At 39.7% G+C, this 26,846-nt stretch carries 28 protein-coding genes and 1 riboswitch; of the genes, 13 read left to right on the top strand and 15 right to left on the bottom strand.

What is annotated here, in order from left to right; genetic code table 11:
- The first annotated feature begins 1 nt into the window (after window position 1).
- Window positions 2-1,552 carry a solute symporter family protein gene (locus MMB69_RS18375; protein ID WP_221784394.1) on the top strand — a complete coding sequence of 517 codons (1,551 nt, stop codon included), beginning with the start codon at window positions 2-4 and terminating at the stop codon, window positions 1,550-1,552.
- Window positions 1,553-1,591: 39 nt separating this feature from the next.
- Here the strand turns inward: MMB69_RS18375 and MMB69_RS18370 are convergent, their stop codons facing one another.
- On the bottom strand, window positions 1,592-2,077 hold the full coding sequence (locus MMB69_RS18370; RefSeq protein WP_057239197.1) for a DUF6985 domain-containing protein: 486 nt from the start codon (window positions 2,075-2,077) through the stop codon (window positions 1,592-1,594).
- 126 nt (window positions 2,078-2,203) lie between these two features.
- Between MMB69_RS18370 and MMB69_RS18365 the strand changes: the two genes are divergently transcribed.
- The 3 genes from MMB69_RS18365 (at window position 2,204) to MMB69_RS18355 (ending at window position 5,996) form a co-directional block, all read left to right on the top strand.
- Window positions 2,204-3,946, top strand: a complete 1,743-nt coding sequence (locus MMB69_RS18365; protein ID WP_277448163.1) for an ABC transporter ATP-binding protein — start codon at window positions 2,204-2,206, stop codon at window positions 3,944-3,946.
- A gap of 16 nt (window positions 3,947-3,962) precedes the next feature.
- The gene (locus MMB69_RS18360) at window positions 3,963-5,747 is read left to right on the top strand and encodes an ABC transporter ATP-binding protein (protein ID WP_277448414.1); all 1,785 of its coding nucleotides are present in this window, start codon (window positions 3,963-3,965) and stop codon (window positions 5,745-5,747) included.
- Between the two features lie 114 nt (window positions 5,748-5,861).
- Complete coding sequence (locus MMB69_RS18355; RefSeq protein ID WP_277448162.1) at window positions 5,862-5,996, top strand: hypothetical protein; 135 nt, start codon at window positions 5,862-5,864, stop codon at window positions 5,994-5,996.
- Window positions 5,997-6,083: 87 nt separating this feature from the next.
- Here the strand turns inward: MMB69_RS18355 and MMB69_RS18350 are convergent, their stop codons facing one another.
- Window positions 6,084-7,067 carry a zinc-binding dehydrogenase gene (locus MMB69_RS18350; RefSeq protein WP_277448161.1) on the bottom strand — a complete coding sequence of 328 codons (984 nt, stop codon included), beginning with the start codon at window positions 7,065-7,067 and terminating at the stop codon, window positions 6,084-6,086.
- Window positions 7,068-7,230: 163 nt separating this feature from the next.
- On the opposite strand from MMB69_RS18350, the gene MMB69_RS18345 reads away from it, so the two are divergent.
- Together MMB69_RS18345 and rpoN are read left to right on the top strand one after the other, a co-directional pair.
- On the top strand, window positions 7,231-7,578 hold the full coding sequence (locus MMB69_RS18345; protein WP_034668472.1) for a winged helix-turn-helix transcriptional regulator: 348 nt from the start codon (window positions 7,231-7,233) through the stop codon (window positions 7,576-7,578).
- Window positions 7,579-7,790: 212 nt separating this feature from the next.
- The gene (gene rpoN / locus MMB69_RS18340) at window positions 7,791-9,128 is read left to right on the top strand and encodes an RNA polymerase factor sigma-54 (protein WP_277448159.1); all 1,338 of its coding nucleotides are present in this window, start codon (window positions 7,791-7,793) and stop codon (window positions 9,126-9,128) included.
- Between the two features lie 57 nt (window positions 9,129-9,185).
- Here rpoN and MMB69_RS18335 read toward each other — a convergent pair whose 3' ends face one another.
- The 3 genes from MMB69_RS18335 to MMB69_RS18325 all read right to left on the bottom strand — a co-directional run bounded on the left by MMB69_RS18335 (window position 9,186) and on the right by MMB69_RS18325 (window position 13,183).
- Window positions 9,186-10,037 (bottom strand): class I SAM-dependent methyltransferase, encoded by an 852-nt coding sequence (locus tag MMB69_RS18335; RefSeq protein WP_277448158.1) that lies wholly within the window; start codon window positions 10,035-10,037, stop codon window positions 9,186-9,188.
- Window positions 10,038-10,134: 97 nt separating this feature from the next.
- The gene (locus MMB69_RS18330; RefSeq protein ID WP_277448157.1) at window positions 10,135-12,510 is read right to left on the bottom strand and encodes a YhgE/Pip domain-containing protein; all 2,376 of its coding nucleotides are present in this window, start codon (window positions 12,508-12,510) and stop codon (window positions 10,135-10,137) included.
- Between the two features lie 187 nt (window positions 12,511-12,697).
- The gene (locus tag MMB69_RS18325; RefSeq protein WP_277448156.1) at window positions 12,698-13,183 is read right to left on the bottom strand and encodes a GNAT family N-acetyltransferase; all 486 of its coding nucleotides are present in this window, start codon (window positions 13,181-13,183) and stop codon (window positions 12,698-12,700) included.
- A gap of 178 nt (window positions 13,184-13,361) precedes the next feature.
- On the opposite strand from MMB69_RS18325, the gene MMB69_RS18320 reads away from it, so the two are divergent.
- From MMB69_RS18320 to MMB69_RS18310, 3 genes are read left to right on the top strand one after another with little or no spacing between them, the layout of a single operon-like run.
- Window positions 13,362-13,589, top strand: a complete 228-nt coding sequence (locus tag MMB69_RS18320; RefSeq protein ID WP_277448155.1) for a FeoA family protein — start codon at window positions 13,362-13,364, stop codon at window positions 13,587-13,589.
- On the top strand, window positions 13,586-15,556 hold the full coding sequence (gene feoB, locus MMB69_RS18315) for a ferrous iron transport protein B (protein WP_277448154.1): 1,971 nt from the start codon (window positions 13,586-13,588) through the stop codon (window positions 15,554-15,556). The genes MMB69_RS18320 and feoB overlap by 4 nt, the downstream gene beginning before the upstream one ends.
- A 15-nt stretch (window positions 15,557-15,571) precedes the next feature.
- Entirely contained in the window at window positions 15,572-15,757 is a 186-nt protein-coding gene (locus tag MMB69_RS18310; protein WP_014461400.1) for a FeoB-associated Cys-rich membrane protein, read from the top strand.
- 43 nt (window positions 15,758-15,800) lie between these two features.
- On the opposite strand, the gene MMB69_RS18305 is transcribed toward MMB69_RS18310, so the two are convergent.
- Together MMB69_RS18305 and MMB69_RS18300 are read right to left on the bottom strand one after the other, a co-directional pair.
- Window positions 15,801-16,124 carry a DUF3243 domain-containing protein gene (locus MMB69_RS18305; protein WP_221784387.1) on the bottom strand — a complete coding sequence of 108 codons (324 nt, stop codon included), beginning with the start codon at window positions 16,122-16,124 and terminating at the stop codon, window positions 15,801-15,803.
- 16 nt (window positions 16,125-16,140) lie between these two features.
- Entirely contained in the window at window positions 16,141-16,722 is a 582-nt protein-coding gene (locus MMB69_RS18300) for a hypothetical protein (RefSeq protein ID WP_153251840.1), read from the bottom strand.
- 251 nt (window positions 16,723-16,973) lie between these two features.
- Between MMB69_RS18300 and hxlR the strand changes: the two genes are divergently transcribed.
- The 4 genes from hxlR to MMB69_RS18280 all read left to right on the top strand — a co-directional run bounded on the left by hxlR (window position 16,974) and on the right by MMB69_RS18280 (window position 19,066).
- Complete coding sequence (hxlR, locus tag MMB69_RS18295; RefSeq protein WP_277448153.1) at window positions 16,974-17,339, top strand: transcriptional activator HxlR; 366 nt, start codon at window positions 16,974-16,976, stop codon at window positions 17,337-17,339.
- A gap of 268 nt (window positions 17,340-17,607) precedes the next feature.
- Window positions 17,608-18,237 (top strand): 3-hexulose-6-phosphate synthase, encoded by a 630-nt coding sequence (gene hxlA, locus MMB69_RS18290; protein ID WP_028407617.1) that lies wholly within the window; start codon window positions 17,608-17,610, stop codon window positions 18,235-18,237.
- Window positions 18,238-18,247: 10 nt separating this feature from the next.
- Complete coding sequence (hxlB, locus tag MMB69_RS18285; protein WP_013055598.1) at window positions 18,248-18,805, top strand: 6-phospho-3-hexuloisomerase; 558 nt, start codon at window positions 18,248-18,250, stop codon at window positions 18,803-18,805.
- A 126-nt stretch (window positions 18,806-18,931) separates the two neighbouring features.
- A complete protein-coding gene (locus MMB69_RS18280; RefSeq protein ID WP_255219779.1) occupies window positions 18,932-19,066 on the top strand; it encodes a hypothetical protein in 135 nt (44 codons plus the stop codon).
- Between the two features lie 156 nt (window positions 19,067-19,222).
- Here MMB69_RS18280 and MMB69_RS18275 read toward each other — a convergent pair whose 3' ends face one another.
- The 8 genes from MMB69_RS18275 to MMB69_RS18240 form a co-directional block, all read right to left on the bottom strand.
- Entirely contained in the window at window positions 19,223-19,468 is a 246-nt protein-coding gene (locus MMB69_RS18275; protein WP_277448149.1) for a ferredoxin, read from the bottom strand.
- Between the two features lie 86 nt (window positions 19,469-19,554).
- Window positions 19,555-20,565, bottom strand: coding sequence for an ABC transporter substrate-binding protein (locus MMB69_RS18270; RefSeq protein ID WP_221812587.1), 1,011 nt, complete (start codon window positions 20,563-20,565; stop codon window positions 19,555-19,557).
- Window positions 20,562-21,305, bottom strand: coding sequence for an ABC transporter permease (locus MMB69_RS18265; RefSeq protein ID WP_277448148.1), 744 nt, complete (start codon window positions 21,303-21,305; stop codon window positions 20,562-20,564). The genes MMB69_RS18270 and MMB69_RS18265 overlap by 4 nt, the downstream gene beginning before the upstream one ends.
- Window positions 21,302-22,066: an ABC transporter ATP-binding protein gene (locus tag MMB69_RS18260; RefSeq protein ID WP_221812588.1), complete on the bottom strand. Its 765-nt coding sequence runs from the start codon at window positions 22,064-22,066 to the stop codon at window positions 21,302-21,304. Before MMB69_RS18260 ends, MMB69_RS18265 begins: the two co-directional genes overlap by 4 nt.
- On the bottom strand, window positions 22,059-22,730 hold the full coding sequence (gene tenA / locus MMB69_RS18255; RefSeq protein ID WP_060744898.1) for a thiaminase II: 672 nt from the start codon (window positions 22,728-22,730) through the stop codon (window positions 22,059-22,061). Before tenA ends, MMB69_RS18260 begins: the two co-directional genes overlap by 8 nt.
- A gap of 5 nt (window positions 22,731-22,735) precedes the next feature.
- Window positions 22,736-24,013 carry an acetylornithine deacetylase gene (locus tag MMB69_RS18250; protein ID WP_221812589.1) on the bottom strand — a complete coding sequence of 426 codons (1,278 nt, stop codon included), beginning with the start codon at window positions 24,011-24,013 and terminating at the stop codon, window positions 22,736-22,738.
- 114 nt (window positions 24,014-24,127) lie between these two features.
- A riboswitch (TPP riboswitch) is annotated at window positions 24,128-24,230 on the bottom strand.
- Between the two features lie 217 nt (window positions 24,231-24,447).
- A complete protein-coding gene (locus MMB69_RS18245; protein WP_221812590.1) occupies window positions 24,448-25,458 on the bottom strand; it encodes a MupG family TIM beta-alpha barrel fold protein in 1,011 nt (336 codons plus the stop codon).
- A complete protein-coding gene (locus tag MMB69_RS18240; RefSeq protein ID WP_221812591.1) occupies window positions 25,455-26,816 on the bottom strand; it encodes a PTS transporter subunit EIIC in 1,362 nt (453 codons plus the stop codon). Before MMB69_RS18240 ends, MMB69_RS18245 begins: the two co-directional genes overlap by 4 nt.
- Between the last annotated feature and the right edge of the window lie 30 nt (window positions 26,817-26,846).

The raw sequence follows: 26,846 nt of genomic DNA, 5'->3' as shown, positions 1-26,846 counted from the left end.
AATGAACGTACTAGCTTTTTCACTTTTTTTAGCCATTGTAGGTCTTACGCTAATCATTACGTATGCGGCATCCAAGCGGACAAAAACGACCAGTGACTTTTATACAGCAGATGGAAGTTTAACCGGCTGGCAAAACGGTATGGCGATTGCCGGAGATTATATGTCTGCCGCATCATTTTTAGGCATAGCTGGAATGGTAGCGCTTTCTGGATTTGACGGTTTTTTTTACAGCATCGGCTTTTTAGTTGCCTACCTCGTTGTGTTATATATTGTAGCTGAACCACTTCGCAACTTAGGAAAGTACACGATGGCAGATATGATAGCAGCTCGTTTTAACGAAAAGAAAGTGCGGGGAGTTGCTGCGTTAAACACGATCACCATTTCGATTTTTTATATGATTGCGCAGCTTGTTGGAGCAGGAGCATTAATTCATTTATTACTTGGTCTAGATTACGTGTACTCTGTGTTGATTGTCGGCGTCTTGATGACGGTTTACGTTGTATTTGGAGGAATGACAGCGACTAGCTGGGTGCAGATTGTCAAAGCCTTGCTTCTGATGATTGGTACGTTCATTATTTCCATTATCGTATTTTCAAAATTTGACTTTAGCTTAGCTAAAATGTTTTCTGAGATGAAAACTGCAACTCCTCTTGGTGACGGCTTTTTAAATCCAGGAAATAAATTCAAAAATCCGCTGGACATGATTTCGTTGAATTTAGCTCTTGTTCTTGGTACAGCAGGCCTTCCTCATATCCTTATTCGTTTCTTTACAGTAAAAGATGCCATCACCGCACGAAAGTCTGTTATTTATGCAACGTGGATCATTGGCGTTTTTTACATTATGACAATCTTTTTAGGATTCGGTGCTGCTGCTTTTGTAGGATACGATGATATTATCAAAGCAAATGCAGCAGGAAACATGGCAGCTCCCCTGCTCGCTCAAGTTCTTGGCGGAGACTTTCTCTTTGCGTTTGTCTCAGCTGTAGCTTTTGCTACGATTTTAGCTGTTGTAGCGGGACTGGTGCTCTCAGCAGCTTCAGCATTCGCCCATGACTTCTATAGTCATATTCTGCGTAAAGGAGCTGCTACTGAAAAAGAACAGGTAGTGGCTGCACGATGGGCTTCTATTGGGGTATCCATTCTATCTATTATTCTTGCATTATTTGCTCAAACCATGAACGTGGCATTTTTAGTGGCACTTGCGTTTGCCGTAGCAGCGAGCGCTAACTTGCCAATTATTCTTCTCACTATTTTTTGGAAACGTTTCAATACAGCAGGAGCTGTTACCGGGATGCTGGTTGGGCTATTCAGCTCACTGTTTTTAGTTGCTATTAGTCCAAACGTGTGGGCACCTGAGCCGGGAGCTGCTATCTTTGTAGGTGAACCGCTCATCACGCTAACAAACCCTGGTATTATCTCTATTCCTCTAGGCTTCTTAGCTGCTTTTGTAGGAACACTTCTTTCGTCTAAAAAAGCAGACGAAAAGAAATTTGATGAAATTTTAGTAAAAGCAAATACAGGTATGGGAATCGAAGAGCCCGTCAAACATTAATGCCAAAAAGCCTTGAAGCAGGTGCTTCAAGGCTTTTTACTAGAATAAATCTTCTTGTAAGCCAATAGCCGCAATTTGTTCATTTCTAAACTTTACAGCTAACATATGCTCTTCTTCCCACGTACATTCAAAAAACAAACCAAGTTCTCTTGTATCATGAGGTGCTTCAGGAACAAAGATTTGAATACACTCAACTAAAAAACCGATGTCTTTTCGCTTTTTTACATTCGGAACTAATAAGTCTACCACGTCTTTTTCAACTTGAGTTCTGTATTCATCTCGCACCTGTTGATAATAATCAAAAAGAGCTTTTTCTGTCCTCTTTAACAATAATTCACCTTGAAGCCAAAATGCTTGAAAAGCCTCTTCTTGTCGTTTTTGAAATGGCTTCTCTTTATCTCCATCAATTGTCAGCAACACGTGTTGTTTTTGTCCAAAGAAAGTGACCTGTTTTTCTCCAACCCAGGCCGAGTCATATAACAAAGATCCAAAAAGTGGATGGTGTACTCGTAATGTTTGATTCATTGCATACCTGACCCTCTCAAAAAGTGGATTTCTGCTTGCATTGGCGTATAATAAATGGTGCTTGAAACAAACTTCTAAACTTATTCTATGTTACCATATTTTTTACAGAAAGGAGTGCCACAATGTGTGAATACAATTAAATCTTTGTACCCTTACTTAAAACCTTACAAGTGGCTCGCGCTGCTTGCCCCGCTATTGATGGTCATTGAAGTGTTAGCTGACCTTCTTCAGCCTACTATTATGCAGCATATCATTGATTATGGCATTGCAAACAACAATCAAACATATGTTATCATCCGAAGTATCCTTATGCTCATGTTAGCACTCATTGGCTTAGCTGCTGGTATCGTCTGCGCCATCCTTAGCACAAAAGCGGCAGTGAATTTTTCTACCGATATTCGGAAATCTCTTTTTGAAAAGATTGAAAACCTCTCAAACAGCAACAGAGACAAACTAGGGACCGGTCACTTAATTACCGTCATGACAAATGATGTAACGAGTGTTCAAAACGCATTAAATATGACGTTAAAAGTCTTAGTGAGAGGTCCTTTACTTTTTGCAGGAAGTATTGTGATCGTGTTATTAACCGCTCGTTCTTTGTTTCCTATTATCGTCGTGGTCGTCCCTATTTTATTTTTGTGCATTTGGTTTGTAATCACGAAAGCTGGAAAACTTTTTAAAAAAGTTCAGCAAAGCGTTGATCGTGTAAACACAAAAGTCCAAGAAAATTTATCAGGGATGCGTGTAGTAAAAGCGTATGTAAGAGAATCATATGAAATCAATCAATTTAAAGAAGCAAACAGCTCCTTGACCCGAGCTAATATGAGTGCTGTTCAGCTTATTTCGCTTTTAATGCCCGTTATTTTATTTGTCGTAAATATCGGAATGGTAGCTACTCTATGGCTGGGAGGGCTTCAAGTCGAAGCAGGAAAAATTGAAGCAGGTGTGATTTTAGCTTTTATTAATTACTTAACGATTATTTTAAACGGACTTATGTCAAGCAGCATGGTGCTGATGCAAATTACACGCGCATTCCCTTCAGCTGAACGAATCGATTCTGTATTAAAAACAAAAATAGACATCCCTCCAGCAAACTCTGCTGCTCAAATCAACAGACTTAAAGGTGATCTATCGTTTCAAAACGTTACATACAGCTATAGTAAAAATGGCGAAAACGTATTAAAAGATATTTCATTTACTGCTAAACACGGGGAAACCATTGGCATTATCGGCTCTACTGGAAGCGGGAAGTCGACGCTTGCAAAACTTATTTCCCGCCTATATGATCCCGATGACGGCGAAATCTTCGTGGATGGAAAAAATCTTACGGACTATGACGTAAAAGTGCTTCGCTCATCCATTGGGTTTATTCCTCAAAAAGCTACGCTGTTTACCGGCACGATTGATATGAATATTCGCATGGGAAAAGATCATGCTTCTCCCTCAGAAATTGAAGATGCTGCGGATTTTGCATGCGCAACGGAGTTTGTTGAAAAACTCCCAGAAAGATATGAGTATCCTTTAACGCGAGGGGCGACCAATTTATCAGGAGGGCAAAAGCAGCGTCTTTCAATCGCGCGTGCATTTGTTAGAAAGCCCGCTATCCTGGTCATCGATGATGCAACTTCGGCATTGGACGCTGTCTCAGAAGCACAAGTACTAACACATTTAAAAGAAGAGTTTGCTGATGCGACCGTTATCATCATTGCTTCTAAAATTTCGTCTCTTCTCCACGCTGATCATATTATCGTCATGGATGAAGGTAAAATTGCTGAACAAGGGACTCATGAAGAATTGCTTCGTTATCGCTCTCTTTATTACGACATTTACCTTGCACAAGGCGGAAAAGAGGTGTTGCCTAGTGAATAATCAAGGTAAAAATCAAATGGGCTCTATTCGCGGCCCTAGAGGAATGATGAAAGGCCCTGTAGTTAAGCCAAAGAATGCGAAAAAAACACTGTACAGAATCTGGTCATATATGGGGAAACGAAAACCTCCGCTTGTGGCTGCGATCATTTTAGTTATTGTGACTTCCCTGCTTAATTTATTAGGCCCTTATTTAATTGGGGTTATTATTGATGAGCATATTATTCCTAAAGATATCAGCGGGACGATACGAATGTCCCTTATTCTTGCAGGAATTTATATTACGACATCTTTATTAACATGGCTGCAAACCTATTTAATGGTGAACGTTTCGTTTACAACTATTGGAATGCTCCGCCAAGATTTATTTGCAAAGCTTCAGACTCTCTCCCTTCGCTTTTTTGACAAACGAGCTCACGGAGAGTTAATGAGCAGAGTCACAAATGATATTGATAATCTAAACAACGCTCTAAGTCAAAGCGTTATTCAGGCTCTGTCCTCTATTTTGTCTTTAGTGGGCATTACCATTGCGATGTTCTCGCTCAACTGGATTCTTGCCATTATCACGCTGATTGTTATTCCATTGATGGTTATAATCGTTCGGCAAATATTAAAACGCAGCAGTGAAAATTTTGGCAAACGCCAAAAAGACTTAGGTGAGCTAAACGGCTTTGTAGAAGAAGCTATCTCTGGAGGAGAAGTTGTTACGCTTTTTAGTAAGGAAAAAGACTTTTTAACTGTTTTTAATGAACGAAATGAACAGCTAAGAAGTTCAGCAACAAAAGCGGAAACATTTTCAGGCTTTTTAGGTCCTGTCACAAACTTTATTAACAACTTAGGCTTAGCACTAGTGATCGGAGCAGGAGCATTTATGGCTGTTCAAGGTAGCGTTACAGTTGGGATGATCGCTTCATTTGTTAACTACTCACGTCAGTTCTCTCGCCCAATCAGTCAAATGGCAAACTTAGTAAACACCATTCTTTCGGCTATTGCCGGCGCAGAGCGCGTATTTGCTATTATGGATGAGCAGCCGGACGTCACAAACAAGCCAAACGCTCTTTCTGTTACAAAATTTGCAGGAGACGTTGCTTTTGAGAACGTATCATTTGGCTATAACGATGAAAAAATGATTTTAGAAAATGTTACACTGACAGCAAAAAAAGGTGAAATGGTTGCTTTGGTCGGTCCAACAGGTTCTGGTAAAACAACCATCATTAACTTGCTCACACGATTTTATGACATCTCAAACGGAGACATTAAAATTGACGGCCGTTCCATCAGTGACTATAACATCCATGATTTACGAAACCGAATCGGCATTGTTCTTCAAGATACCTATTTATTTTCCGGTACGATTGCGGATAACATTCGATTCGGCCGTTTAGATGCCAGCGATGAAGAAGTGAAAAGCGCAGCAAAAATGGCAAATGCTCATTCTTTTATCAAGCATTTGCCGCAGCAATACGATACCGTTATTTCAGCTGGCGGAGGAAATTTAAGTGAAGGTCAAAAGCAGCTTTTATCGATTGCTCGAGCCATGCTTTCTGACTGTGATATTTTAATTTTAGACGAAGCTACTTCCAATATTGATACAAAAACAGAAATTGATATTCAACGAGGAATGAGTAATCTATTAAAAGGAAAAACAAGCTTTGTGATTGCCCATCGCCTTAAAACGATTGAAAATGCAGATCAAATTCTTGTCTTAAAAGACGGACAAATTATTGAAGAAGGAAATCATCGGGAGCTGCTAAAAAAACAAGGGTTTTATCACAAGCTCTATACTCAGCAGTTTACAATTTAAAAGAGGCTAAAATAAAAAGTATGTTAGTTTAAGGAAGGTCCGAACGAGTACTCGTTCGGACCTTTGCATTGTGTTGGTAAACGTAGGGTTCATCCAGTTAGCTGCTTCTAGCTGTTGATTGGAGAGCAAGGCGAAGACTCCTGCGGGAACAGCGGAACAGATGAGACCCCACAGGAGCGCAAGCAACGAGGAGGCTCATCGACCGCCCGCAGAAAGCGAATCCTTGCACGGAGATCAACAGCGGCGTAATAAATGATCGATACGAGCTCCTTTATTCCATTTGTTTGTCTTTAGATTGAATTGATGTGGTTATGTCTCAATCTCTTTTTCGTTCTATCACTTATCTATTACAGCTACAATTTTCCCTTTTACTCGACGAGTCGCCAGTTCATCTAATGCTGCTGGCACTTCGTCTAGTGAAATGACTTTTTCCACCAGTGCATTTAGCTTATTTTCTTGTAAAAGCAAAAGCATTCTATTTCCCATCTCTGCAAGTTTTCGCTGTTCTTTTACGTTATTAGACTGATGTACACTTCCTAATGCAACTTGATGAAACGATAGTGGGTGCGCAAACGAAATCGAATCGTTTACATTAGGCGGTCCTGCGATGAATGCAATTTGACCATTAAAAGCAAGAGCCTTCACTGACTCGTCTGCATTGTCTCGTCCAACGGTATCCAAGACTAAATCTACACCAATTCCATCGGTAAGCTCCATCACTTTGTTCACAAAGTCTTCTTTACGGTAGTCGATTACATAATCAGCACCTAAACTTTTTACAAACTCATGATTGGCCGAAGATGCGGTTGTGAGCACTGTAAGGCCTGCATTTTGGGCAAGCTGAATGGCAAACCCTCCAACCCCTCCAGCACCTGCGTGAATTAAAATCGTTTGGCCTTTTGAAGCGTTCATTTTGTGAAACAATGCTTGATATGCTGTATATCCCGCACATGGAATAGCTGCAGCGTCTTCGAATGAAACTCCTTGCGGAATAAGAGAAACTGTGTGGGCTGTTGTCACTCCGTATTGTGCAAACCCGCCTTTTTTTGATAAATCGCTATGATATACAACGCGGTCTCCGACTTTGACAGTTGTGACTTCTTCTCCCACTTCCTCAACAACGCCAGCTGAATCAAGTCCTAATACGTGAGGATATGTCCAACTAGGATTACCGCCGTTTCCTGTTTTATAATCTACAGGGTTCAGGGCAGTAGCTTTAATTTTAACTAAAATTTCACCTTTAGCCGGACGCGGCTTTTGGATATTTCCGACTTTCATCTCACTTACTTTCCCTTTGCCTTCTAGCAGTAAAGCTTTCATCAAGATCTCTCCTTTTACATTTCTTCCTTCAATTAAAAGTTCTTTTTCAGTATAATAAATACATGTTGTTTACAAAAGACGGCACTTTCATGTAACCAGGTACCTTCCCGGTAACCTAGGTCTATGGATATTAAATTATTATATCCATATTTCATAGCTGTTTATGAATGGAGGATTAACGGTGAAAGCACCCCACTATAATGTACCTGTTGAAGCAACGCTTGAAGTAATCGGCGGGAAATGGAAAGTCGTTATTTTATGCCTATTAAAAGAAGGCGAAAAACGTTTTAGTGAACTTCAGCGAGCTATGCCTGCTATTACCAAAAAAATGCTGTCTCAACAGCTAAAAGAATTAGAAAAAGACGGTGTGGTTAATAGAAAAGTATACAATGAAGTTCCTCCTAAAGTAGAGTACTCACTAAGTGAAGAAGGCGAAACATTACGAGAAATTTTAAATATGATGTGCGCATGGGGAGATAGAAGAATGGGAAACACCCCAAATTGCAGCTAAGTTCTCCTAGCGGCTCTGTTAAAACAAACGAATAGCTATTGCCAGGAGCTATTCGTTTTTGTTTTGTCTATTCTCCTACTCTTTCTTGCGATTAGCCCCTGTGTAAGAACACCTGACAACACTATAGAATTCTTTCGCATTTTCAGCTATGATGATGTCGAACGATGCAGCCAGAATTGTCGAAATAAAACTCAAGAATGATAGGTGATTCAATGATGCAATTAGGTTTAGATTTATCCCAAAAACAACTATTAAAATTGGCCATGACACCTGAATTACGTCAGTCTATCAACATTTTAAATTATTCTACGGCCGATTTAGTTCATTATCTTCATCAGCAAGTCAATGAAAATCCTGTAATTAAACTGTCTGCTAGCGACTCTCAGCAAAAAAATTCATTTGACACTCGAGAACAGCGTTCATATTCAAAAGGTTATACCGATGACGAGTATAATCCGTTTAATTATATATCTGATCAAACTGTGACATTAGAGAGTCATTTATTAGAGCAGCTGTCTATGTTAAATCATTTACACACACACCAAAAACACATCGTTCAATTTCTAATTGGAAACTTAAATAAAAACGGCTTTTTAGCAATTGAGCCAAAATTGGCAGCCGAACTGCTGAATGTTTCATTTAACGAAGTCAACGATATGATTCACGTTTTACAAAGCTTTGATCCGATTGGCGTGGGCGCTCAAAATTTTGTCGATTCACTGCTTATTCAAATTAAGGCCAAAAAGTCAAAGCCTCCTCTTTTATACGACGTGGTAAAACACGATATTGAAGATATTGCCAACAAAAAATATCGGAACATTTCAAAAAAATACTCTATTTCGATGCGTGAAGTACAAGAAATTGTTGACTGCTTGCGGACATTAAATCCTCGGCCAGCAGGAGATTTCCACGTCCCGCTTACGAAGTACATCTCACCTGATGTAACGGTACAAAAAATTGACGGCCGCTATCATGTTATTCTTCATAGCGAGCTGCTTCCGCCCATCGAAATTAACAGTACCTACCAAAAGCTGGTTCATCGCTCTGCATGCGTAACAACCGATCGATACGTACAGGAAAAAATTCATGAAGCTACTTGGCTAATCAATAGTATTGAGCAGCGTAATGCGACGATTTACAACGTGTCCAAAGCCATTGTGGAACATCAGCAAGATTTTTTTGAAATGGGTATTTCGGGGCTAAAGCCGCTTACCTTAAAAGATATTGCTCAAAAAGTAGACTGTCACGAATCAACGGTAAGCCGTGCGACTAACGGAAAGTATATTCAAACGCCACGCGGGCTGTTTGAGCTAAAATACTTTTTTACCAATTCTTTAGAGCGAACTGATGGCGAACAAAGCAATTCTACTGTCTTTATAAAAGAAAAAATCAAAACATTAATTGCCGAAGAAAATAAGTTAAAGCCTCTTTCAGATCAAAAGCTCACGTCTCTTCTTTCCAGCGAAGGAATTCAAATTTCAAGAAGAACAGTAGCTAAATACCGTGAAGAAGCAGGAATTGAAAGTTCTTCTAAGCGGCGACGATTTTAATATTGCTTATTCTAAATTACAGCTTTATTACTACTAAAAAGAACCCGTTGATTTTACTCAACGGGTTCTTTTTATCGGTTTCCAATAAATAAAAGCCATATGATATTGATACGTATATTCATATGTGCCATTTATTTTCTTTACATGCTGTAAAATAATCTTCTCAGTTTCTAACTTGTCAATATCTTTAGAAAGCAGCTTTGTGGAGTTCTTCTTGATGAGATCTTCGTACGTCTCATAGGTTACCGTTTTGGTTATAGGAACCAGCTTACAATCTGCGTAAATACCCAGTTCATATAAAATATTTAGTAAGTCAATATATTCCTTACGACGCCATTTAATCTCGTACCCAAGTTTTCTATGTAACTCTACGTAATGAGGCTTTTCTGGACCCGTTGACATGCCGATAACTGCCAAACGATTAGCCGAATCATTCATATTTAAGAGACCATCGACAATATTATGCATACGGTAAAAACAGTTTATTCCTACTACCACGTCATAGCTATCTGTTAGACGCTCATACTCCCATTTACCTTCTATGAACTTTAGATTAGAGCGGGCATCTGATTGCGTTTGTAAGTAGCGAATAATGCTTGGCGAACAATCCATACACGTAAGTTCTTTTACATAATCAGCAATCGAAAACGTATAATTTCCCCAGCCAGGGCCAATTTCCATAACAGAGTCAGTTGGATTCAAAAAAGCAAGAAGTTCTTGTTGAAGCTGTTTTACTACAGGGTCATTTACTGAATTAAAAGACATTTTTTCTAAATACCGCTGCCAAAATTCATCTTCAGCTCGGTCATTTATCATCCGTTCCGATATTGAACCGTCCCATTCTTTCAGCCCTTCCTGCCACTTTTTTACACGATCACTTTCATATATCGAAAATTTTGTAAGCTGCATGCATTCACGTTCCCCTCTTTTATACGTAAACCTATACTATCATAAAGAAAAAGAGAGTTCCTTTTTAAACTGGAACTCTCTTTTTATATTAGTTAAATTATGCTGCTGCCTCTTCCTCTGTGTGATGCTTCTCTTTTCTGGCATTGATATAAAACATTATCAATGAAAGAGTGATGAAGATTGCTGCAAAGATTCCAAGTACGCCAGCCTGATGCCATACATAGCCGAAATCATCACCAATTGAAATGATTTCACGGAAACCTCGAATTGCATAGGTCATAGGCAAGTACGGATTAATTGCCTGGAAAAATTCCGGCACAAGTGCTTTAGGGAATGTACCTGCACTGCCGCCAATTTGAAGCAGCAGAATAATAAAGGCTAAGTACTGTCCTACTTTTCCTAATCCTGTTGTTAAGAACAAGATAAGTGTAAAGAACGTCACACCTGTAATCATGGTAAAGATATAGAAGTGCCAAATGCTTGTTACGTTTAAATGCAAGCCCCATAGAAGAGCTGTAACAGCAATCGCTGCCTGCAGCATACCTACAATAGTGATGACACTAAACTTACTTAAGAACCACGAAATGCCTGATGTCGGTCGAATTGATGGCTCTTTCATTGGATATACCGCTGAAAACATTAACGTTCCCGCAAACAAGCCAATACATAAGATGTATGGAGCCAATCCGACACCGTACTTATCTACGTTGTTTTGTTTATCTGATTTTAAATCCGTTGGATTTGAAAACATGCTATATGTTTTATCATCTGCTTTAACATCTTTTGCATCTTTTGCACCATCTGCTAAAGATGAATGAAGCTCGCTTGTTCCATCTGACAATTTAGATGAACCATCATATAGTTTTGACGAACCATTCGTTAACTCTTTAGATCCATTTGCTAGTTTAGTCGCCCCGTTTTCTAGCTGCGTTAAGCCATTTGCTAGCGCTGCGCTTCCTTGTTCAGACTTTTTAAGTCCACTCACAAGTTGCTGCTGCCCGTCAGCAAGCTTTCCAGCTCCTGTATGAGCGTCAGCAATGCCGCTGTTTAGTTCTGCAAATTTGCTGTTGAACTGCTTTTCACCGTCTGCTAGTTTAACAGCACCGTTGTATAATTGAGTTTGGGCATTGTATAATTTTGTTTGGCCATTGTACAGCTGACTTTGTCCATCAGCAATTTTATTAATAGCGCTTTGAATATCTTCTCCGCCTTTAGACAGCTTTTGAAGAGCCGCAGATAACTCTTTCACTTTATCTACTTTTGTTTTTAACTGCTCTGCTTTTTGCTGCTGTTCATCCATAAACTGCTGAGACGTAAGTTTTTTAATTCCTGCAATTAGCGTTTGTTTTTGCTCATCCGGAATGGACTCGTTACTGTTAATGCTGTCAATGAGAGCTTGCTGCTGCTGTTCAAACTCTGCTTTTTTTGAATCGACCTGCTGTTTAATCTGCGTAATTTCCTGTTCCGCTTGATTAATTTGCTGCGTAACGCTGCTCACTTCAGCGTCTACTTGATTTAAGCCGCTTGTAAACTGCGGTAATTTCCCTTGAAGTGTCTTTGTTCCTTCATTGAGCTGTTGTGTCGCACCTTGCAGTTTTGCAGTTCCGTCTTGTAGTTGTCCTAATCCATTGCTGAGCTTTCCTGCACCTGTTTCAAGTTCTTTAGAAGCCGCATAAAGCTGCCCGCTCCCACTTTCTAGCTTCTCTAAACCGCTGTTTAGGCTGCCTAAGTTTTCATTAATTGTGTCCGCACCGTTTAGGAGCTTAGCAGCACCTGCATTTAAATCTGTTGCTCCTTTTCGTGCATCCGTTAATCCGTTTGCCAATTTAGCTGTACCGTCTTCGAATGTAACCGTGCTGTCTGCTAGTTTCTTCATGTTATCTCGCAGCGTTTTCGAGCCGTTTTCGAGCTCTCCTGCACCGTCACTTGCTTTTTGAAGACCGTCCGCTACTTGCTTAAAGCTGTCAAATACCGTTTCAGCATACTGCTTTGTGACTGCTTCTTTAATCTGATCATTGATTTTAGCCACTGCATTTGAGCTAATTTGAGCGCCTGAATAGTTCTTTCCGGCATTTGTATGATAGATAAATTTCATTTTTTTAGGATTCTCATCCATTAATGTTGTTGCATTTTTGGAGAAATTCTTTGGAATTTCTAACACTAAATAATAGTCCTCATTTTTTAAGCCTTCTAACGCTTTTTCCTTGTTCGTAAATTTCCAGTCAAATTTATCATTTTTCTTTAAATCATCAACAAAATCACGACCGACATTCAATTTCTTTCCATCTAACGTAGCACCTTTATCTTCATTTACCACTGCAACTGGAATTTGATCTGTTTTTCCATATGGATCCCAGTAAGCAGATAAAAAGATGACATTATAAAGTAATGGAACAAATAACAATCCGCAAATCACAACAATAGTCATTGGTTTGGAAAAGATTTTTTTCCATTCTCCTTTAATCATATTCATGTTTTTTAGCCTCCAATAATCCTTACTTCCGCCTGACCGTTTGACCGAAAAACATTTTCGGTCATTAAGTTCTGATTAATGTTACCATATTCACAAGAATAAGGTCAATCGTTATTCTGTAATTAAAAGCTGATTTTAACAGAAAGTTTAAAATCAGCTTTTTTAAGATAACGTTCATGCTATAGGCTTAAATCATTAACTTCATCCGTATCGTTTTTAACAAATGCCCTTCAAATTCATCATCAAATTCATCCACGAGCTGGAAACCTTTTGATTGATAAAAAGCACGGCCTATTCCGTTTTCCCTTTCTACATTAATGTAAACGATTTTTAATTCCTTCGAGCGCTTCATTCCTTTTTCTAACAATTGCGAACCGATTCCTTTTCCTTGATAGGCAGGCAGTATATAGATAGATCCTAGTTCTATTTCCCCTCTGTTTTGTAGTCGGAAAAAGTTAGCGTATCCTACGATTTTCTCATCAATAGTTGCTACATAAATGAACGAATTACGCAAGCGCCACAGCAGCCTTTTATTGGAGTATGCTTCTGAAAGAAACCGATTCTGAATGCTTCTAGGAATAATTCCTTCATATGTCTCATACCAGCTCATCTTTGCGACGTATTGAACAGACGTAATATCTTCTTTTCTCATTTTGCGAATGATTACCTCCACTCACACCCCTCCTGACAATTCAATGCTAAAATCTTACATAATTTCATCTGAAAAATATAGTTATAAATATATATTTTTAATTGTAACGCTCTAGAAGCATTGATTGATTTTAGAACCTTATGTATAATCGAGATAGATACAAATTGAAAATGATTATCATTAACAGGAGTGCTGAATGATGAATTTAAATACCGTGAGTATTGGCGACAAAGTAAAAGTTAAAAACATTGAATTTTTAGATAGATCATTAGAACGCCGCCTTCTTTCTTTTGGAGTAAAAAAAGGCTGCGAACTATGCATGAAGCAAAAAACCATCTTAGGAGGACCTTGTATTATTGAATGTCAAGGTCAAATGATTAGCATCCGAAAACGCGATGCGGCTAAAATTGAGGTTGAGACAGCATGAGTACAATTGCACTTTTAGGAAATCCAAACACAGGAAAAACTTCTTTATTCAATATATTAACAGATTCCTATGAATACGTAGGAAACTGGAGCGGTGTAACCGTTGAAAAGAAAGTTGGGTCTATTAAAAAGCAAAACAGCCAGCTGGTTGATTTGCCGGGTGTGTATGATTTTACTCCTCTTTCTTCAGATGAAGCAGTGGTAACTAACTTTTTGTTAACCGGAGAATTTAACAGTATGCTGAATATTGTAGACGCTTCTCAGTTTGAAAGAAGCATGCATCTCACTATTCAAGCATTGGAATATGGAAAGCCATTAGTAATCGGCTTAAATATGATTGATGTAGCTGAAAAACGCGGATTGACTTTTCATTTGGAGAAGCTTAGCAAATCATTACATATTCCGGTTTCTGCAATTATTGCCCGCAATGGAAAAGGAATTAATGAGCTTCTCTCCACTTTGAAGCAAGATTTAAAAGCTCCTTCATTTCAATTAAATTACGGGGAAACCGCTGAACAGGCAATTCATATGATTCAAACAAAAGCGGATGTCAGCAGATGGATTGCCATTCAATTTTTAGCAGAAAATAGCGTAATCGAATCAACATTAAAAGAAAAAACGAGTTACTTAGAGCTGCTTGAGCTTCGAAAAGCGGCTGCACAAAAATTAACCAAGCCGCTTAGCGAGCATTTCTTCGACGTGCGTACAGCATTTATTGAGCGCATTTCCAAAGAGTGTATCGTAAAGGGCAGCGAAACACCTCTAACCTTCACAGATCGAATCGATCGAATTGTGACGCATAAGTGGCTTGGTCTCCCTATTTTTCTTGGCTTAATGTATTTGATTTTTAATATTACGTTTACTTGGATTGGCGTTCCTCTTTCTGATAAACTGGACGGTTTTTTTGGCGGAACGCTCAGTGAAGGCGCTGATTCTCTTTTAAATGCAGCTGGTGCCGCTCCATTTATTCACGATTTAATTGTGGATGGCATTATTGCAGGCGTAGGCGGCGTACTAGTATTTGTACCACAAATTTTTGTCCTGTTCTTTTTCATTTCACTGCTTGAAGATTCAGGATACATGGCTCGAATTGCTGTAGTAATGGATCGTATCATGGAATTTTTCGGTTTGAACGGAAAAGCATTTATTCCGATGATTATTAGCTTTGGATGTAACGTACCGGGGATCATGGCCGCGCGTACAATTGAACAGCGAAAAGAGCGCCTTATGACCATTTTAGTCAATCCATTTATGAGCTGCTCAGCACGTCTTCCTGTATACGCTTTGTTTGTAGGTGCGTTTTTTGTGCAAAACGGAGCAGCTGTGGTGTTTTCTATGTACTTGCTTGGCATTATTTTAGCACTTGTTGTAACGAAAATTTTATCAGTAACCCTTCTTAAAGACGAACAATCAACTTTTATTGTTGAACTTCCTCCTTACCGCGTACCTCAAGCCAAAACTCTTTGGAGAAGCACGTGGGAAAAAGGCCGAAATTTCGTCCGAAAAGCAGGTACGGTTATTTTAGCTGGCTCTGTATTTATCTGGCTATCATCTTACGCTGGCCCTGGCGGTTTTGGAGTAGATATGGAAAATAGCTTTATGGCTATTATTGGAGGTGCTATCGCTCCTCTATTTATCCCTTTAGGTTTTGCGACATGGCAAGCTGTAGCATCACTGATTACAGGCTTTCTAGCAAAAGAAGTGGTTGTTTCAACTATGAGCATCATTTATAAAGTACAAGAAGGACAGCTTGGCGACACAATGAAGACATTCTTTACACCGCTAACAGCCTATACGTTTATGGTGTTTGTTCTTCTTTATGTTCCGTGTCTAGCAACCGTCGCTGTTATTCGACGAGAAACCGGCTCATTGAAATGGACAGCATTTGCTGTAGCCTACCCTTTGGTTGTCGCTTATCTCGTAGCTTTGCTTGTACACACGGCTGGAAAAATACTTGGGTTTTCTTAAAAGGAGTGACTAACATTGATTATTAATATTTTAATTGGGGTTTTAATATTTGGGTATGCCCTTTATCATATGACAAAATTCTTCCGCAAGAGCACTCAGGGAAAATGCGCAAGCTGCGGACAGCAATCTTCTTGTACAACGGATGATTGCGGTATTGATTGGGATAAAACAATTCAAGAGGCTCAAAATCAATCATCTTAATACATTAAAAAAGCATCCTGATAGATGGGATGCTTTTTTAATGTTACGCAACTAGTTTTAAAATGAGATGAGAAAGAACTTCCTTTTCCTCTTCACTGCTGACTTTCCATAACTCATGAAGGACTTTTTCTTCTCTGTTTCGAGGTTCCTCATTTTTGGCTAAATAGCTAGCCACTTTTTTTGTAGCGGCCGTTAATTGTTCCTCGCTTAACCCGAGCTTTTTACCGACATGAACTTTTTGACTTAAATAATCAGTAAACGTATCAAAATTCTGCAAAATTGCTTCTTTTTTCTCCGTCCCCAAATTATCTGCCGTTTCTTCAATTTTATTCATGTCTTTTGTAGTTCCTTCACTCATTTGACTCACAGTTAACATCTCCTTTTTAGTGAATAGATTGGTATGTTCTTTCACGCTCAGCTTCTGGTTTTTCGTCTGGCGTCATCTTTTCCTTACTTATTTCAGAAGTTGCATCTTTCACTTTTTCACCAATTTGCTGTAAATCACTTTTAGCATCTTCTACCGTCGATTTTGCATCATGCGTAACGCTTTTTACATCTTCTGCTTGCTTAAAGAAATCTTCGTTTACACGCTCGTACAAATGTTTAGCATCATTAATTGCGTCTTTTAGCAAATTTGATGCGTTTTTCATTTGCTGCACCATTTTTTCTTTTGTTTCTTGAGGATTTTCTTTTACTTGATTAATCATGTTTGTAGAAGAGTCCTTTAACGTAACGGCTCTTCTTTTAACAGACGAACGAGTTTTGCTATCGAGTAGTGTTATACACCCACCCACAACTGCTCCGACAACAACACCTTTTACCAGCTTGCTGCTGTAGCTTTTTCCAGCGCTAACAGCAGTAGGGCTATTAGCTGTCTGTGGATTGTTATTGATTCCTATATCGTTGTTAATGCCTGCGCTGTTGCTTACAGCAGGGTTTTGTAATTCAGATCGGTTTCTTTCCATTTTTACTGCCTCCTTTAGCATTGTTATTGAGTGATTTCCCACCTTTTTTTATCTTTAAACAATTGAACACCAAAAACATGACTAAAGGCCACCTTTTAGCTCCCACTAGTCAAGAATAACTATGTAATAAAAAAGCTCCCTTTTTTAACGGAAAAGCGCAAGCCGGATTTTTGTAAAAGGATTGTCAGCACCGGTATAATAAGAAGTACTTTAAAAGAAATCTTATACTATTGGTCATAGGGGTGAAGCAATTGAGCCAGCTTAATAAGGAATTTAACTGTGAAAAAGAATTAACGCTTGCTATTATCGGTGGAAAATGGAAGATGCTGATACTATGGCACTTAGGACGCGAAGGAACAAAACGGTTCGGGGAATTAAAATCGCTTATTCCTGATATTACGCCGCGCATGCTGGTTAATCAGCTGCGGGAACTGGAAGAAGATCTGATTGTTAATCGTAAAGTCTATCCTGTCGTACCACCTAAAGTCGAATACTCACTTACGAAAGAAGGAGAAAGTTTAATGCCTATTTTGACAGCTATGTACGATTGGGGTAAAAATTACCGTGATAGAGTGCTCGCTAATCAAGAACAAAAGGCGGAAACGTTAATTAAATGATAGAAATTACTCCTTCTATTCCATAGTTTTTATTTTTTTATGCGGATGATGTTACTCAACATCATCCGCATTTTTAATAAAATTTAAGCGGTTACAAGACTGATATGTCCATTAGTATACTTCTGTATACTATCATTCTCCACACTATTTGCGGGAAAAGTGCGTACTTTTAAGAACCTCAAACTGCGGGTACAATAACTACACCAGCTGCTTTTTACGTAAAAAAGCACAAAAGGTATCTATAGATTTCTGTAAGGAGTGGAGTAGAATGGAATTACAATTAGCATTAGATCTTGTTAATATCGCTCAAGCAAAAGAGGTAGTAAAAGAAGTTGAAGAACATATTGATATCGTGGAAATCGGTACGCCCGTTGTAATCAATGAAGGGCTTCGCGCCGTTAAAGAAATTAAAGAAGCATTTCCTAACTTGAAAGTATTAGCTGACCTAAAAATTATGGATGCAGCTGGCTATGAAGTACAGCAAGCTTCTCAAGCCGGAGCAGACATCATTACCATCTTAGGTGTTGCTGAAGATATGTCAATCAAAGGTGCTGTAGAAGAAGCAAAAAAACAAGGTAAAAAAATTCTTGTCGATATGATTGGTGTAAAAGATATTAAAGGACGCGCAAAAGAGCTAGACGAATTTGGCGTTGACTATATCTGTGTACACACAGGATACGATCTTCAAGCAGTTGGCCAAAACTCTTTTGAAGATTTAGTAACAATCAAAAGCGTTGTAAAAAATGCAAAAACAGCCGTTGCTGGCGGCATTAAATTAGAATCTTTACCTGAAGTAGTAAAAGCACAGCCTGATCTTGTTATCGTTGGCGGAGGCATCACGAGCCAAGACGATAAAAAATCAGTTGCCTCTCAAATGAAAGAGCTTATTACAAATTAAGGAGCTTTCTATGCAGACGAGCGAACATTTAAAAACGGTTATGAATGAGCTTTTACAAACAACAGCTCTAATCGCTGACGATGAAGCTGAACAGCTTGTAAATGGCATCATCTCATCTAAAAAAGTGTTTGTCACAGGAGCAGGCCGTTCAGGTCTTATGGGCAAGTCATTTGCTATGCGTATGATGCATATGGGCATTGATGCGTATGTCATTGGAGAAACCGTAACTTCCACTTTCACGCAGGATGATTTATTAATCATCGGATCAGGTTCTGGCGAGACGAAGAGCTTGATTCCTATCGCTCAAAAAGCAAAAGAACTTGGAGGAAAAGTTGGAGTAGTCACAATTTCTCCCGATTCCACGCTTGGCAAGCTGGCTGACTTTATCGTGAAGCTGCCCGGTGCTCCGAAGGATCAAGAACAAAGCAGTTATCAAACAGTGCAGCCTATGGCGTCACTGTTTGAACAAACGCTTCTTCTCTTTTACGATGCGCTGATTCTTCGCTTCATGGAGAAGAAAGAACTTGATACCCATACAATGTACGGAAAGCATGCAAATTTAGAATAAAAAAGAGGCTAAAAAAAGGTTTTTAGCTCAAGTGAAAAAACGAACCATTAATCAAAATGTTTGATTCGTGGTTCGTTTTTTTTGTTATGTTGAATATAGTTTCATCTATTTCGTTTCTTCTAGCAGTTGATTGGAGGGCAAGGTGAAGACTCCTGCGGGAAAAGCGGAACAGATGAGACCCCGCAGGAGCGCAAGCGACGAGGAGGCTCAGCGGCCGCCCGCGGAAAGCGAAGCCTTGCACGGAAATCAACTGCGGTATAATAAGCCGTTCAGCTCATTTATCCCATCTGTTTGTCTTTAGGTTAAATTCATTTGGTTATATCTCAACCCTCTTCTTGTTTTGGAATTTTCTATATAACTAAATATTCACTTATGTGATAACTAAATGTACTTTATCGTTAACTTTTTTCAAAACCCCTATTCGAATTTTGTTGCATCTCCATAAAACGGCTGCTCTGCGACTTTAATGGATTCTGTTGGGCATTTTTCATACGCTTCCATCATCTCATCTTGCTGATGTTCAGGAACCTCTTTTGTTCCTTCGTTGTTATCTAGCACTGCATAAGCAAGACCTTCTGAATCGTAATCATAAAGATCTGGTGCACTCCCTCCACATGCTCCGCAAGCAATACATGTTTCCTTATCTACCATTGTAAAAGCCATAAAAAAACCTCCTTTACCTTTTCACTTTCTCGTTCAGAAAGTTACGTTCAGTATAAGAAGGTTTTTTTAAATTTGTCTTAAATTATTTACTTGGATTCTCCGATATTCTCAAACATTTCATCTACATTTGGCTTTTTCTTAATTAATCCTGACTCTTTTAACCAGTCCACATTTGACTGCCATGATTCTTTCGTTTGACTGCCAAATCCTTGTTCAGACTTCATTTTCGGAAGTAAAATATTTAAACTTTTTGTTTCCACGTCTTTTTCAAGAGGAAAGTTTGATTTATCTTGGTTATCTAATAGGATTTGAAGTGATTCTTTTGGATGTTTCTCTGTGTACTCATACCCTTTTGTCGCGGCACGCCAAAACGCTTTAATCGTATCAGAATCTTTTGCCCACGTTTGATCCCCAGTAACTGCCACTAGCTCGTAATAAGATGGCACGCCGTAATCTGAAGGATCAATGTCAACCGTTTTATATCCTTTTTTATGAAGTAATGGTACTTCATGATTAATATATGCACCTATTACAGCATCTACTTTTTTGCTAATCAGCGATGAATTTAACTCAAACCCTACGTCTACTAGCTTTACCTTATTCGGATCTCCTCCATCGCTTTTCACCATTTTCTTTAGAACAGATTCACTTAATGGTGTTCCGCTGTATCCTACTACTTTTCCTTCTAAATCTTTAGGACGCTTAATGCCGCTATCTTTGAGCGCCACAACTCGGTTCAACGGAGACCTTACAATCGCTCCTACCGACTTTACCGGCACATCTTCATTTGCTCGTGCCATTGCTACATCAGGCTGATAATAAAGGCCGAGCGTAACTTTCCCTGCAGCTGCTAAATTAAGCGAGTCTGTTGGATTAGCAGGAAACTGTACTTTTACATTCAGCCCTTCTTTTTTGAAATATCCTTTTTCTTGTGCAGCGTAAATGAAGCTGTGCACTGCATTTGGGTACCAATCAAGCATAATTGTAACGTCTTTTAATTTTTTACTGTCACCAGCTTTATTTTCCTTGTCCTGGCCGCAAGCAGCGAGCATCAAAACAAGCATCAGGCTTAACCCAATCGCAAACCATTTTTTCATTCTGTTTTCCTCCACTTTAATGAACGTTTTTCGAAACCTACTACAATAATAAAGAATAAAATACCAAGCGCAGATAAAATCACAATTGGTGCAAATACACCAGCTGCATCAAACTGTGTCATCATGCGCCGGCTGAAATACCCTAAACCTGCTTGTGCACCTAACCATTCCCCAATGGCAGCACCTATTATACTAAAGGTAACCGCTACTTTGAGCCCTGAATAAAAATGAGGCAGTGCAGAAGGAATGTTCAACTTAAAGAAAATATCTTTTTTTGTTGCTCCCATCGTTAACATGAGTTCTTTTAACTCTTTGTTGGTCGAGCGAAGCCCATCAAATGTGCTAACCGTAATAGGAAAAAAAGTAATTAATACGGTCACAATCACTTTGCTCCAAATGGAGTAGCCAAACCACAGAACAAATACAGGAGCTATGGCAATGGTCGGAATCATTTGCGACGCAATAATAAGCGGATAGAAAGCACGCTCAATAAGCGGACTCCAATTCATCCATACAGCCAGCATAACTCCCAGCACCACGGATATAATCAGCCCAATTACAATAATAGATAGCGTAGCTGGCAAATGTTTAAACAATAAATCCATTCGCAGCTCCCAAAGCTTCGTTAAAATACCTGTGGGTGTTGGTAAAATAAACGGATAGTTTACAATGCGTGCTCCAATTTCCCAAGCAGCCAGCAAAATGACGACTAAAATCACTGAAGCCCCGTATTTTTTCATGTGTTCACCTTCGATCTTAGCTGTTCAATTAAATAATCTTTCACGTCAAGCACACGCTGTTGATTCAAATCTTTTTGCGTTCGAGGCCTGCTAAGCGGCACTTTAATCTCTTCAAGATAACTTACCGGCTTGTCTGAAAAGATAAAAATACGATCTGATAAAAACAGCGCTTCGTTTACGTCATGAGTGATAAATAAGATGGTGTGCTTACGCTTTTGCCATTGTTCAAGCAGCCATTCCTGCATCGATAAACGCGTAATGGCATCAAGCGCACTAAAAGGCTCATCTAAAAGCAGCACGTTAGAACCGCTTAATACCGTTCGGAGAAAAGAAACGCGCTGCTTCATCCCTCCGGATAAATCACTTGGAAAACGGTTTTCGTACCCTTTCAAGCCAAACTCTTCAAGCAGCTGAGACACTTGCTTATGAGCACTTGCTTTTGACACATTGTGAAGCTCAAGAGGCAGTGCTGCATTGTCTAGAATCGTACGCCACGGAAGCAGCAAATCTTGCTGCGGCATGTAGCCTACTTTTCCAAGACGCTTTTCGTAAGACTGTCCGTTAATCACGATATCGCCTTCACTCTGCTGTTCAAGACCTGTGATAAGACGAAACAACGTACTTTTTCCAGATCCGCTCGCTCCAACGATACTGACAAACTCGCCTTCTTTTACGTCTAAGCTTAATGATTTTAAAATCGCTTGATCACCGTTTTTGTACGTAAAACTGACGTTTTGAAAAGATAACACAGATTTATTCATGAATTGGCCACATCGCTTCGTTATAAGCCATATCCCAGAACATATACTCAAAACGCGTCGTATTTAAGAAAATTTCTTCAAGCTTTTCTAGTTCCGCTTCTGATTTGTCTTCAGTAAGTGAGTCAAATAAATTGATACACCATGTCGCCAGTTCTCCAAATTCTTCTGAGCTGTACATTTCAATCCACTCACGATAAAACTCATTGTTAGCTCCAGGCTTTTCACTGAGTTCTTTTCCTATTTCCCAGTAGCTCCACATACAAGGCAAAAGAGCCGCCACTAATTCAGCTAATGTTCCGCTTTGACCAACGTGCAGCATATAGTGCGTGTATGCAAGCGTTGTAGGAGATGGCTGCGCTTTTTCTAATTCTTTTTCGCTGATTTCAAATTTCTTGGCATACTCACGGTGCAGACTCATTTCTTCGTTTAATGTAGAATCTAAAAGTGCAGCAAATTTCCCCATCGTTTGAACATCGGTAGCTTTCATCGCTCCAATCGCAAATAATTTGGCATAATCAATTAGGTAAAGATAATCTTGAATCATATAAAAGCGAAACTTCTCCTTTTCAAGCGTTCCGTCTCCCATTCCCTGTACAAAGGGATGATTATGATTTTGACGCCAAATAGGCTGCAGCTTTTCGTATAATCGTTCACTAAATTTCATGATGATCACTCCTTATGCGTATGCAGCCACGTATAAATGAACTGCACCATCACTTTTGTATATTGAACAAGCTGATTCATATCTAATTGTTCGTTCACAGCATGTGCATTTGCTAAATTCCCCGGACCGTAAATAGCTGCCGGAATACTCGCATCAGCTAGCCAACCGCCATCTGTTACACTAGTTGACACATCGATTGGAGGCTTTTTCCCTTCAATTTGTTCATGAGTATTTGCAAGCAGCTGTACTCCAGCATGATTTTCGTCAATTTCTAATGACGGGAAGATTTCTCCTCTGTCTTCAATCATTGATGTGCCTCCCCATTCAAAGGTTGGCAGATTATCTTTTAACCATGGATCCGCTTTTGCAATAGCTAAAATGTATTCTTCCACTTCTTTTGATACTTGGTCGTACGATTCATTGGGATAATAGTGAACGGTGATCCACAGCCTGCATTCATCTGCAATAAAAGCAGCATGTCTTCCGCCTTCGATTACTGCTGGATTAATCGTATTTGTCCCTGGCAAAAATCCTGGATAGCTCTTTGTAACAGCCCAGTGACGCTCCAATTCTTGCAGCCCTCCGATTACTTTTGCCATCTTTTCAATAGCGCTTGCGGCTAAAAGCCCTCCTCCAGCATGAATCATACTTCGGCGTGTACCGTCATGATAGGTTTTACTGCTTTTTATCGTAATCCATCCCGTGATCACTCCGCCTTGACCTTGAATATGTAAATCACTTGTATCCGCTACAAGCGCAAAGTCAGCTGTATACCCTTTCTGACAGCATTGCAGCGTACCTGCCTCTCCTACTTCTTCTCCTACAACGGATTCAAAAATCAAGTCTCCCGGCAGCTCGATTCCTGCTTCCGTTAAAAGCTGAACTGCAAACAATGCTCCTGCCAGGCCGCCTTTCATATCAGCAACTCCGCGTCCGATGATTTTATTGTCTTTCACGACAGCTTCAAACGGATTTGTCTCCCACTTTTCATTTTCTTGTACCTCAGCTACATCCATATGCCCGTTAATAATCAAGCTTTGATAGTCAGCTGATCTTTTTCCTTTTAACGTGCCCACTACAATAGGATCGTTGCAATATAAATCCCACATATCGATGGAAAAACCGCAGTTTTTAAGGAAATCCGCTACGTAGCGCTGCGCTTCATGAGAATTTCGTGCAGGAGGCGCCGGCGTTTTATATGAAACAAGCGTTTTTAATAACTGAATTAGCTCCCCTTTTCGCTCCTCTACCTGTTTAACAAGCAAATCAATTGTTTCTTCCATGTATGACACCTTCCTTTACGCATAAAAAAACACTTCTTTCGCAGGAAAGAAGTGTTTTTGTTTATGTACACAAAATTATTATAACGAGTTCGTAAGGAAATCCCATACAAAACATGCATTACAATACCTCTTTCCTACGCTAGTATTACCTAGTTCAGGTTATAAGGGTTAAGACTTCTCGTCTCTCTCAGCTTCGAAAGCACCCCTAGTGGTGTTGTATCTCTATGAAGTTAATCTATTATCATATGTTTACCTGTAATAGTTTTATCATAGTAAAGCGTTTTATTCAATAGAAAGGTTCATGATATGGTAATGAAAATAGTTTCCTTTTTAGTAAAATAAAAAGCACACACCTTCTTCAAGCAGTGTGCTCTTTGTTTTTGTAAGATTACTAGTTAGCTATCGGCTTCTTTAAAAATACTCCGTCTTTCCATTCAGACAGGAATAAGCTCAAGTTTTTGCCCCGGCCTCACTAATGAAAGCAGCTCATGATCTTCTTCTATCACATACCCAATCACGTTCACATTCGCATTTGCAGGCAATTGGGTTTTAGCTATTTGAACCTCTCCTCTGTAACGTCCGTAGCCATCATTGTCCATTGTAATTGCTCCGATCCTGCGTTCTACTGTATGAAATGGCGGCACTGGTTTTACAGATCGTGTATCAACTAAGCGCAGAACGTCTCTTGATACATCCGGACGCACGCTGTATGTTCCCTGTATATGAGGTGAACGAATGCGCAGCGGAAGAGTGTGGCTTTCCTGATATTGAACTAAATGCTTTAATAGATTTAAATCGGCGGATGGATCTCCAATATAAATCTCCGCTACTCCGCACCCGTACAAATCTACTGCAGAGGTAAAAGGACATCTATTACGGTCCTTTTCTCTAGTAGGAAGGCCTTGATAGATAGGGCCTCTCTTTTCGCCTTCTCCAGGAATATAAGCGCAGACTGGAATACGAAGTTCATTAAATAAATCTGTCTGCTGTTGAAAAAACGTTTCTTCAAGCCCTGTTTCAGGCCGCGGATAAAAATTATGCCACGCAAGCAGCTGATGATGATGAAGACCTGCACATAAGAGTGCTTCAATTTCTTGTTTGGATAACGTACTTGCATTAACAGCAATATAAAATTCATTCGCAAGTGAAAGAGTTTCTTCTGTGCTAAAGCCATCGTCTAGTCTAATTCCTGATACGCCAAGTGAAGACAGAGTCATAAGGCTTTCGATACCTAAATGAACAGGAGTGTATTTGGATACGTCCGCATACACGCTTATTCCACAATCTCTAGCCACATGAAGCAATTCTTTTGCCCTTTCAACCAAAGCTCCTTTTTCCTCTGGAATGTGAAGCGAAGTGAATGCGCGTGTGACGCCGCACTCGCTTGCTTCTATTAATCTTTTTTTAGCATCACTATCATTTAAATAAAACGAGATGCCAATCATTCAAACTCCCTCGCCATTTCATCGTTAAACCCAAAGAAATAGGTACAAATAAAGCCTGCTGCGTAAGCAATAACTAACCCAAGTAAATAAAGAAGAATTTGATGCGCCTGAACTAAAAACGTAAGCGGCAAACCCGATACTCCCACTGCTACAGTTGCAATATGGAAGTGCGCCTGAAACGCTCCGCCGATTCCAGCTCCAAGACAAGCGGTTAAAAATGGACGCCCTAAAGGAAGTGTGACTCCAAAAATAAGCGGCTCTCCGATTCCAAGCAGCCCTGAAGGAAGTGCGCCTCCAATTGCTCGCTTTAAGCGTTTTTTCTTTGTTTTGATATAAATAGCAAAAGCGGCACCTACCTGACCCGCTCCGCCCATTGCTAGGATAGGAAGAAGCGGATCATCTCCAATCGAATTGATAAGCTCTAAATGAACAGGAGTAAGACCTTGATGCAGTCCTGTAATGACGAGCGGCAAGAACGTTGCTCCTAACACAAAGCCTGCTACAACTCCTCCAACCTCTAAAACTCCTAAAAGACCTTTTGTGATTCCGTCTGAAATCAAGCCGCCGATTGGCATGAATACCACATACGTAATAATTCCTGTAATTAACACCGTAACGGTTGGTGTAATAATAATATCCAGTGACTGAGGGACAAATTTACGTACTCGTTTTTCTAACACGGCCATAAAGATTGCTGCAAGCAACACGCCTATTAAGCCACCCCGCCCCGGCAGAAGTGCTTCCCCAAAAAGTTTAATATCAGCTACGGCAGGATTAATGACTAAAATACCGGCTAAGCCTCCTAGAGCTGGCGAACCTCCAAACTCTTTTGCGGCATTAATACCTACTAAAATACCAAGATAAGCAAATAAACCGCTCCCGATAACGGTTAAAAGAATAGCAATCTGTGAATCCGCCGGAAGCCACTTCGCTTGCACAGCTGCTTTTGTCACTCCAGTAATAAGTCCAGATGCTACAAGAGCAGGTATCAACGGAATAAAAATACTTGCAATTCGGCGAAGCAAGAGCTTAAACGGAGTTGCATTTTTTTCTTTTAGCTCCGATTTCCGCTGTGCTGCACGATTTTCTAAGTTAATACCGCCGGATTCATCAATTAACTTTCCAAACTCCTCTGTTACTTTGTTCACTTTGCCAGGACCAATAATGATTTGCAGCGTTTCTTCTTCCACTAACCCGAGCACGCCTTCAAGTTTTCGTATATCTGCTTTTTTAACGATTGAATCATCTTTTACAGTCACGCGCAGCCGCGTCATACAATGCGTATACGCTTCAATATTGGATGCTCCCCCAAGCATCTCCAAAACAGCCTTTGCTAATTGATGATTATCTAAAGACATGTTAATCCCCCTTTGTATTTTCCTCTTAGA

Source organism: Priestia sp. P5 (genome assembly GCF_029522155.1).
GTDB lineage: Bacteria > Bacillota > Bacilli > Bacillales > Bacillaceae_H > Priestia > Priestia megaterium_E.
Note: the sequence above shows the minus strand (reverse complement) of the source record. Positions and strands in the feature narration are given on the sequence as shown.

Excerpts from the sequence above, each read along its gene's own strand:
- MMB69_RS18375 (WP_221784394.1), top strand. The coding sequence starts at position 2 with ATGAACGTACTAGCTTTTTCACTTTTTTTAGCCATTGTAGGTCTTACG.
- MMB69_RS18370 (WP_057239197.1), bottom strand. The coding sequence starts at position 2,077 with ATGAATCAAACATTACGAGTACACCATCCACTTTTTGGATCTTTGTTA.
- MMB69_RS18360 (WP_277448414.1), top strand. The coding sequence starts at position 3,963 with ATGGGCTCTATTCGCGGCCCTAGAGGAATGATGAAAGGCCCTGTAGTT.
- MMB69_RS18350 (WP_277448161.1), bottom strand. The coding sequence starts at position 7,067 with ATGAAAGCTTTACTGCTAGAAGGCAAAGGGAAAGTAAGTGAGATGAAA.
- MMB69_RS18345 (WP_034668472.1), top strand. The coding sequence starts at position 7,231 with ATGAATGGAGGATTAACGGTGAAAGCACCCCACTATAATGTACCTGTT.
- rpoN (WP_277448159.1), top strand. The coding sequence starts at position 7,791 with ATGATGCAATTAGGTTTAGATTTATCCCAAAAACAACTATTAAAATTG.
- MMB69_RS18335 (WP_277448158.1), bottom strand. The coding sequence starts at position 10,037 with ATGCAGCTTACAAAATTTTCGATATATGAAAGTGATCGTGTAAAAAAG.
- MMB69_RS18330 (WP_277448157.1), bottom strand. The coding sequence starts at position 12,510 with ATGAATATGATTAAAGGAGAATGGAAAAAAATCTTTTCCAAACCAATG.
- MMB69_RS18320 (WP_277448155.1), top strand. The coding sequence starts at position 13,362 with ATGAATTTAAATACCGTGAGTATTGGCGACAAAGTAAAAGTTAAAAAC.
- feoB (WP_277448154.1), top strand. The coding sequence starts at position 13,586 with ATGAGTACAATTGCACTTTTAGGAAATCCAAACACAGGAAAAACTTCT.
- MMB69_RS18300 (WP_153251840.1), bottom strand. The coding sequence starts at position 16,722 with ATGGAAAGAAACCGATCTGAATTACAAAACCCTGCTGTAAGCAACAGC.
- hxlA (WP_028407617.1), top strand. The coding sequence starts at position 17,608 with ATGGAATTACAATTAGCATTAGATCTTGTTAATATCGCTCAAGCAAAA.
- hxlB (WP_013055598.1), top strand. The coding sequence starts at position 18,248 with ATGCAGACGAGCGAACATTTAAAAACGGTTATGAATGAGCTTTTACAA.
- MMB69_RS18275 (WP_277448149.1), bottom strand. The coding sequence starts at position 19,468 with ATGGCTTTTACAATGGTAGATAAGGAAACATGTATTGCTTGCGGAGCA.
- MMB69_RS18270 (WP_221812587.1), bottom strand. The coding sequence starts at position 20,565 with ATGAAAAAATGGTTTGCGATTGGGTTAAGCCTGATGCTTGTTTTGATG.
- MMB69_RS18265 (WP_277448148.1), bottom strand. The coding sequence starts at position 21,305 with ATGAAAAAATACGGGGCTTCAGTGATTTTAGTCGTCATTTTGCTGGCT.
- MMB69_RS18260 (WP_221812588.1), bottom strand. The coding sequence starts at position 22,066 with ATGAATAAATCTGTGTTATCTTTTCAAAACGTCAGTTTTACGTACAAA.
- tenA (WP_060744898.1), bottom strand. The coding sequence starts at position 22,730 with ATGAAATTTAGTGAACGATTATACGAAAAGCTGCAGCCTATTTGGCGT.
- MMB69_RS18250 (WP_221812589.1), bottom strand. The coding sequence starts at position 24,013 with ATGGAAGAAACAATTGATTTGCTTGTTAAACAGGTAGAGGAGCGAAAA.
- MMB69_RS18245 (WP_221812590.1), bottom strand. The coding sequence starts at position 25,458 with ATGATTGGCATCTCGTTTTATTTAAATGATAGTGATGCTAAAAAAAGA.
- MMB69_RS18240 (WP_221812591.1), bottom strand. The coding sequence starts at position 26,816 with ATGTCTTTAGATAATCATCAATTAGCAAAGGCTGTTTTGGAGATGCTT.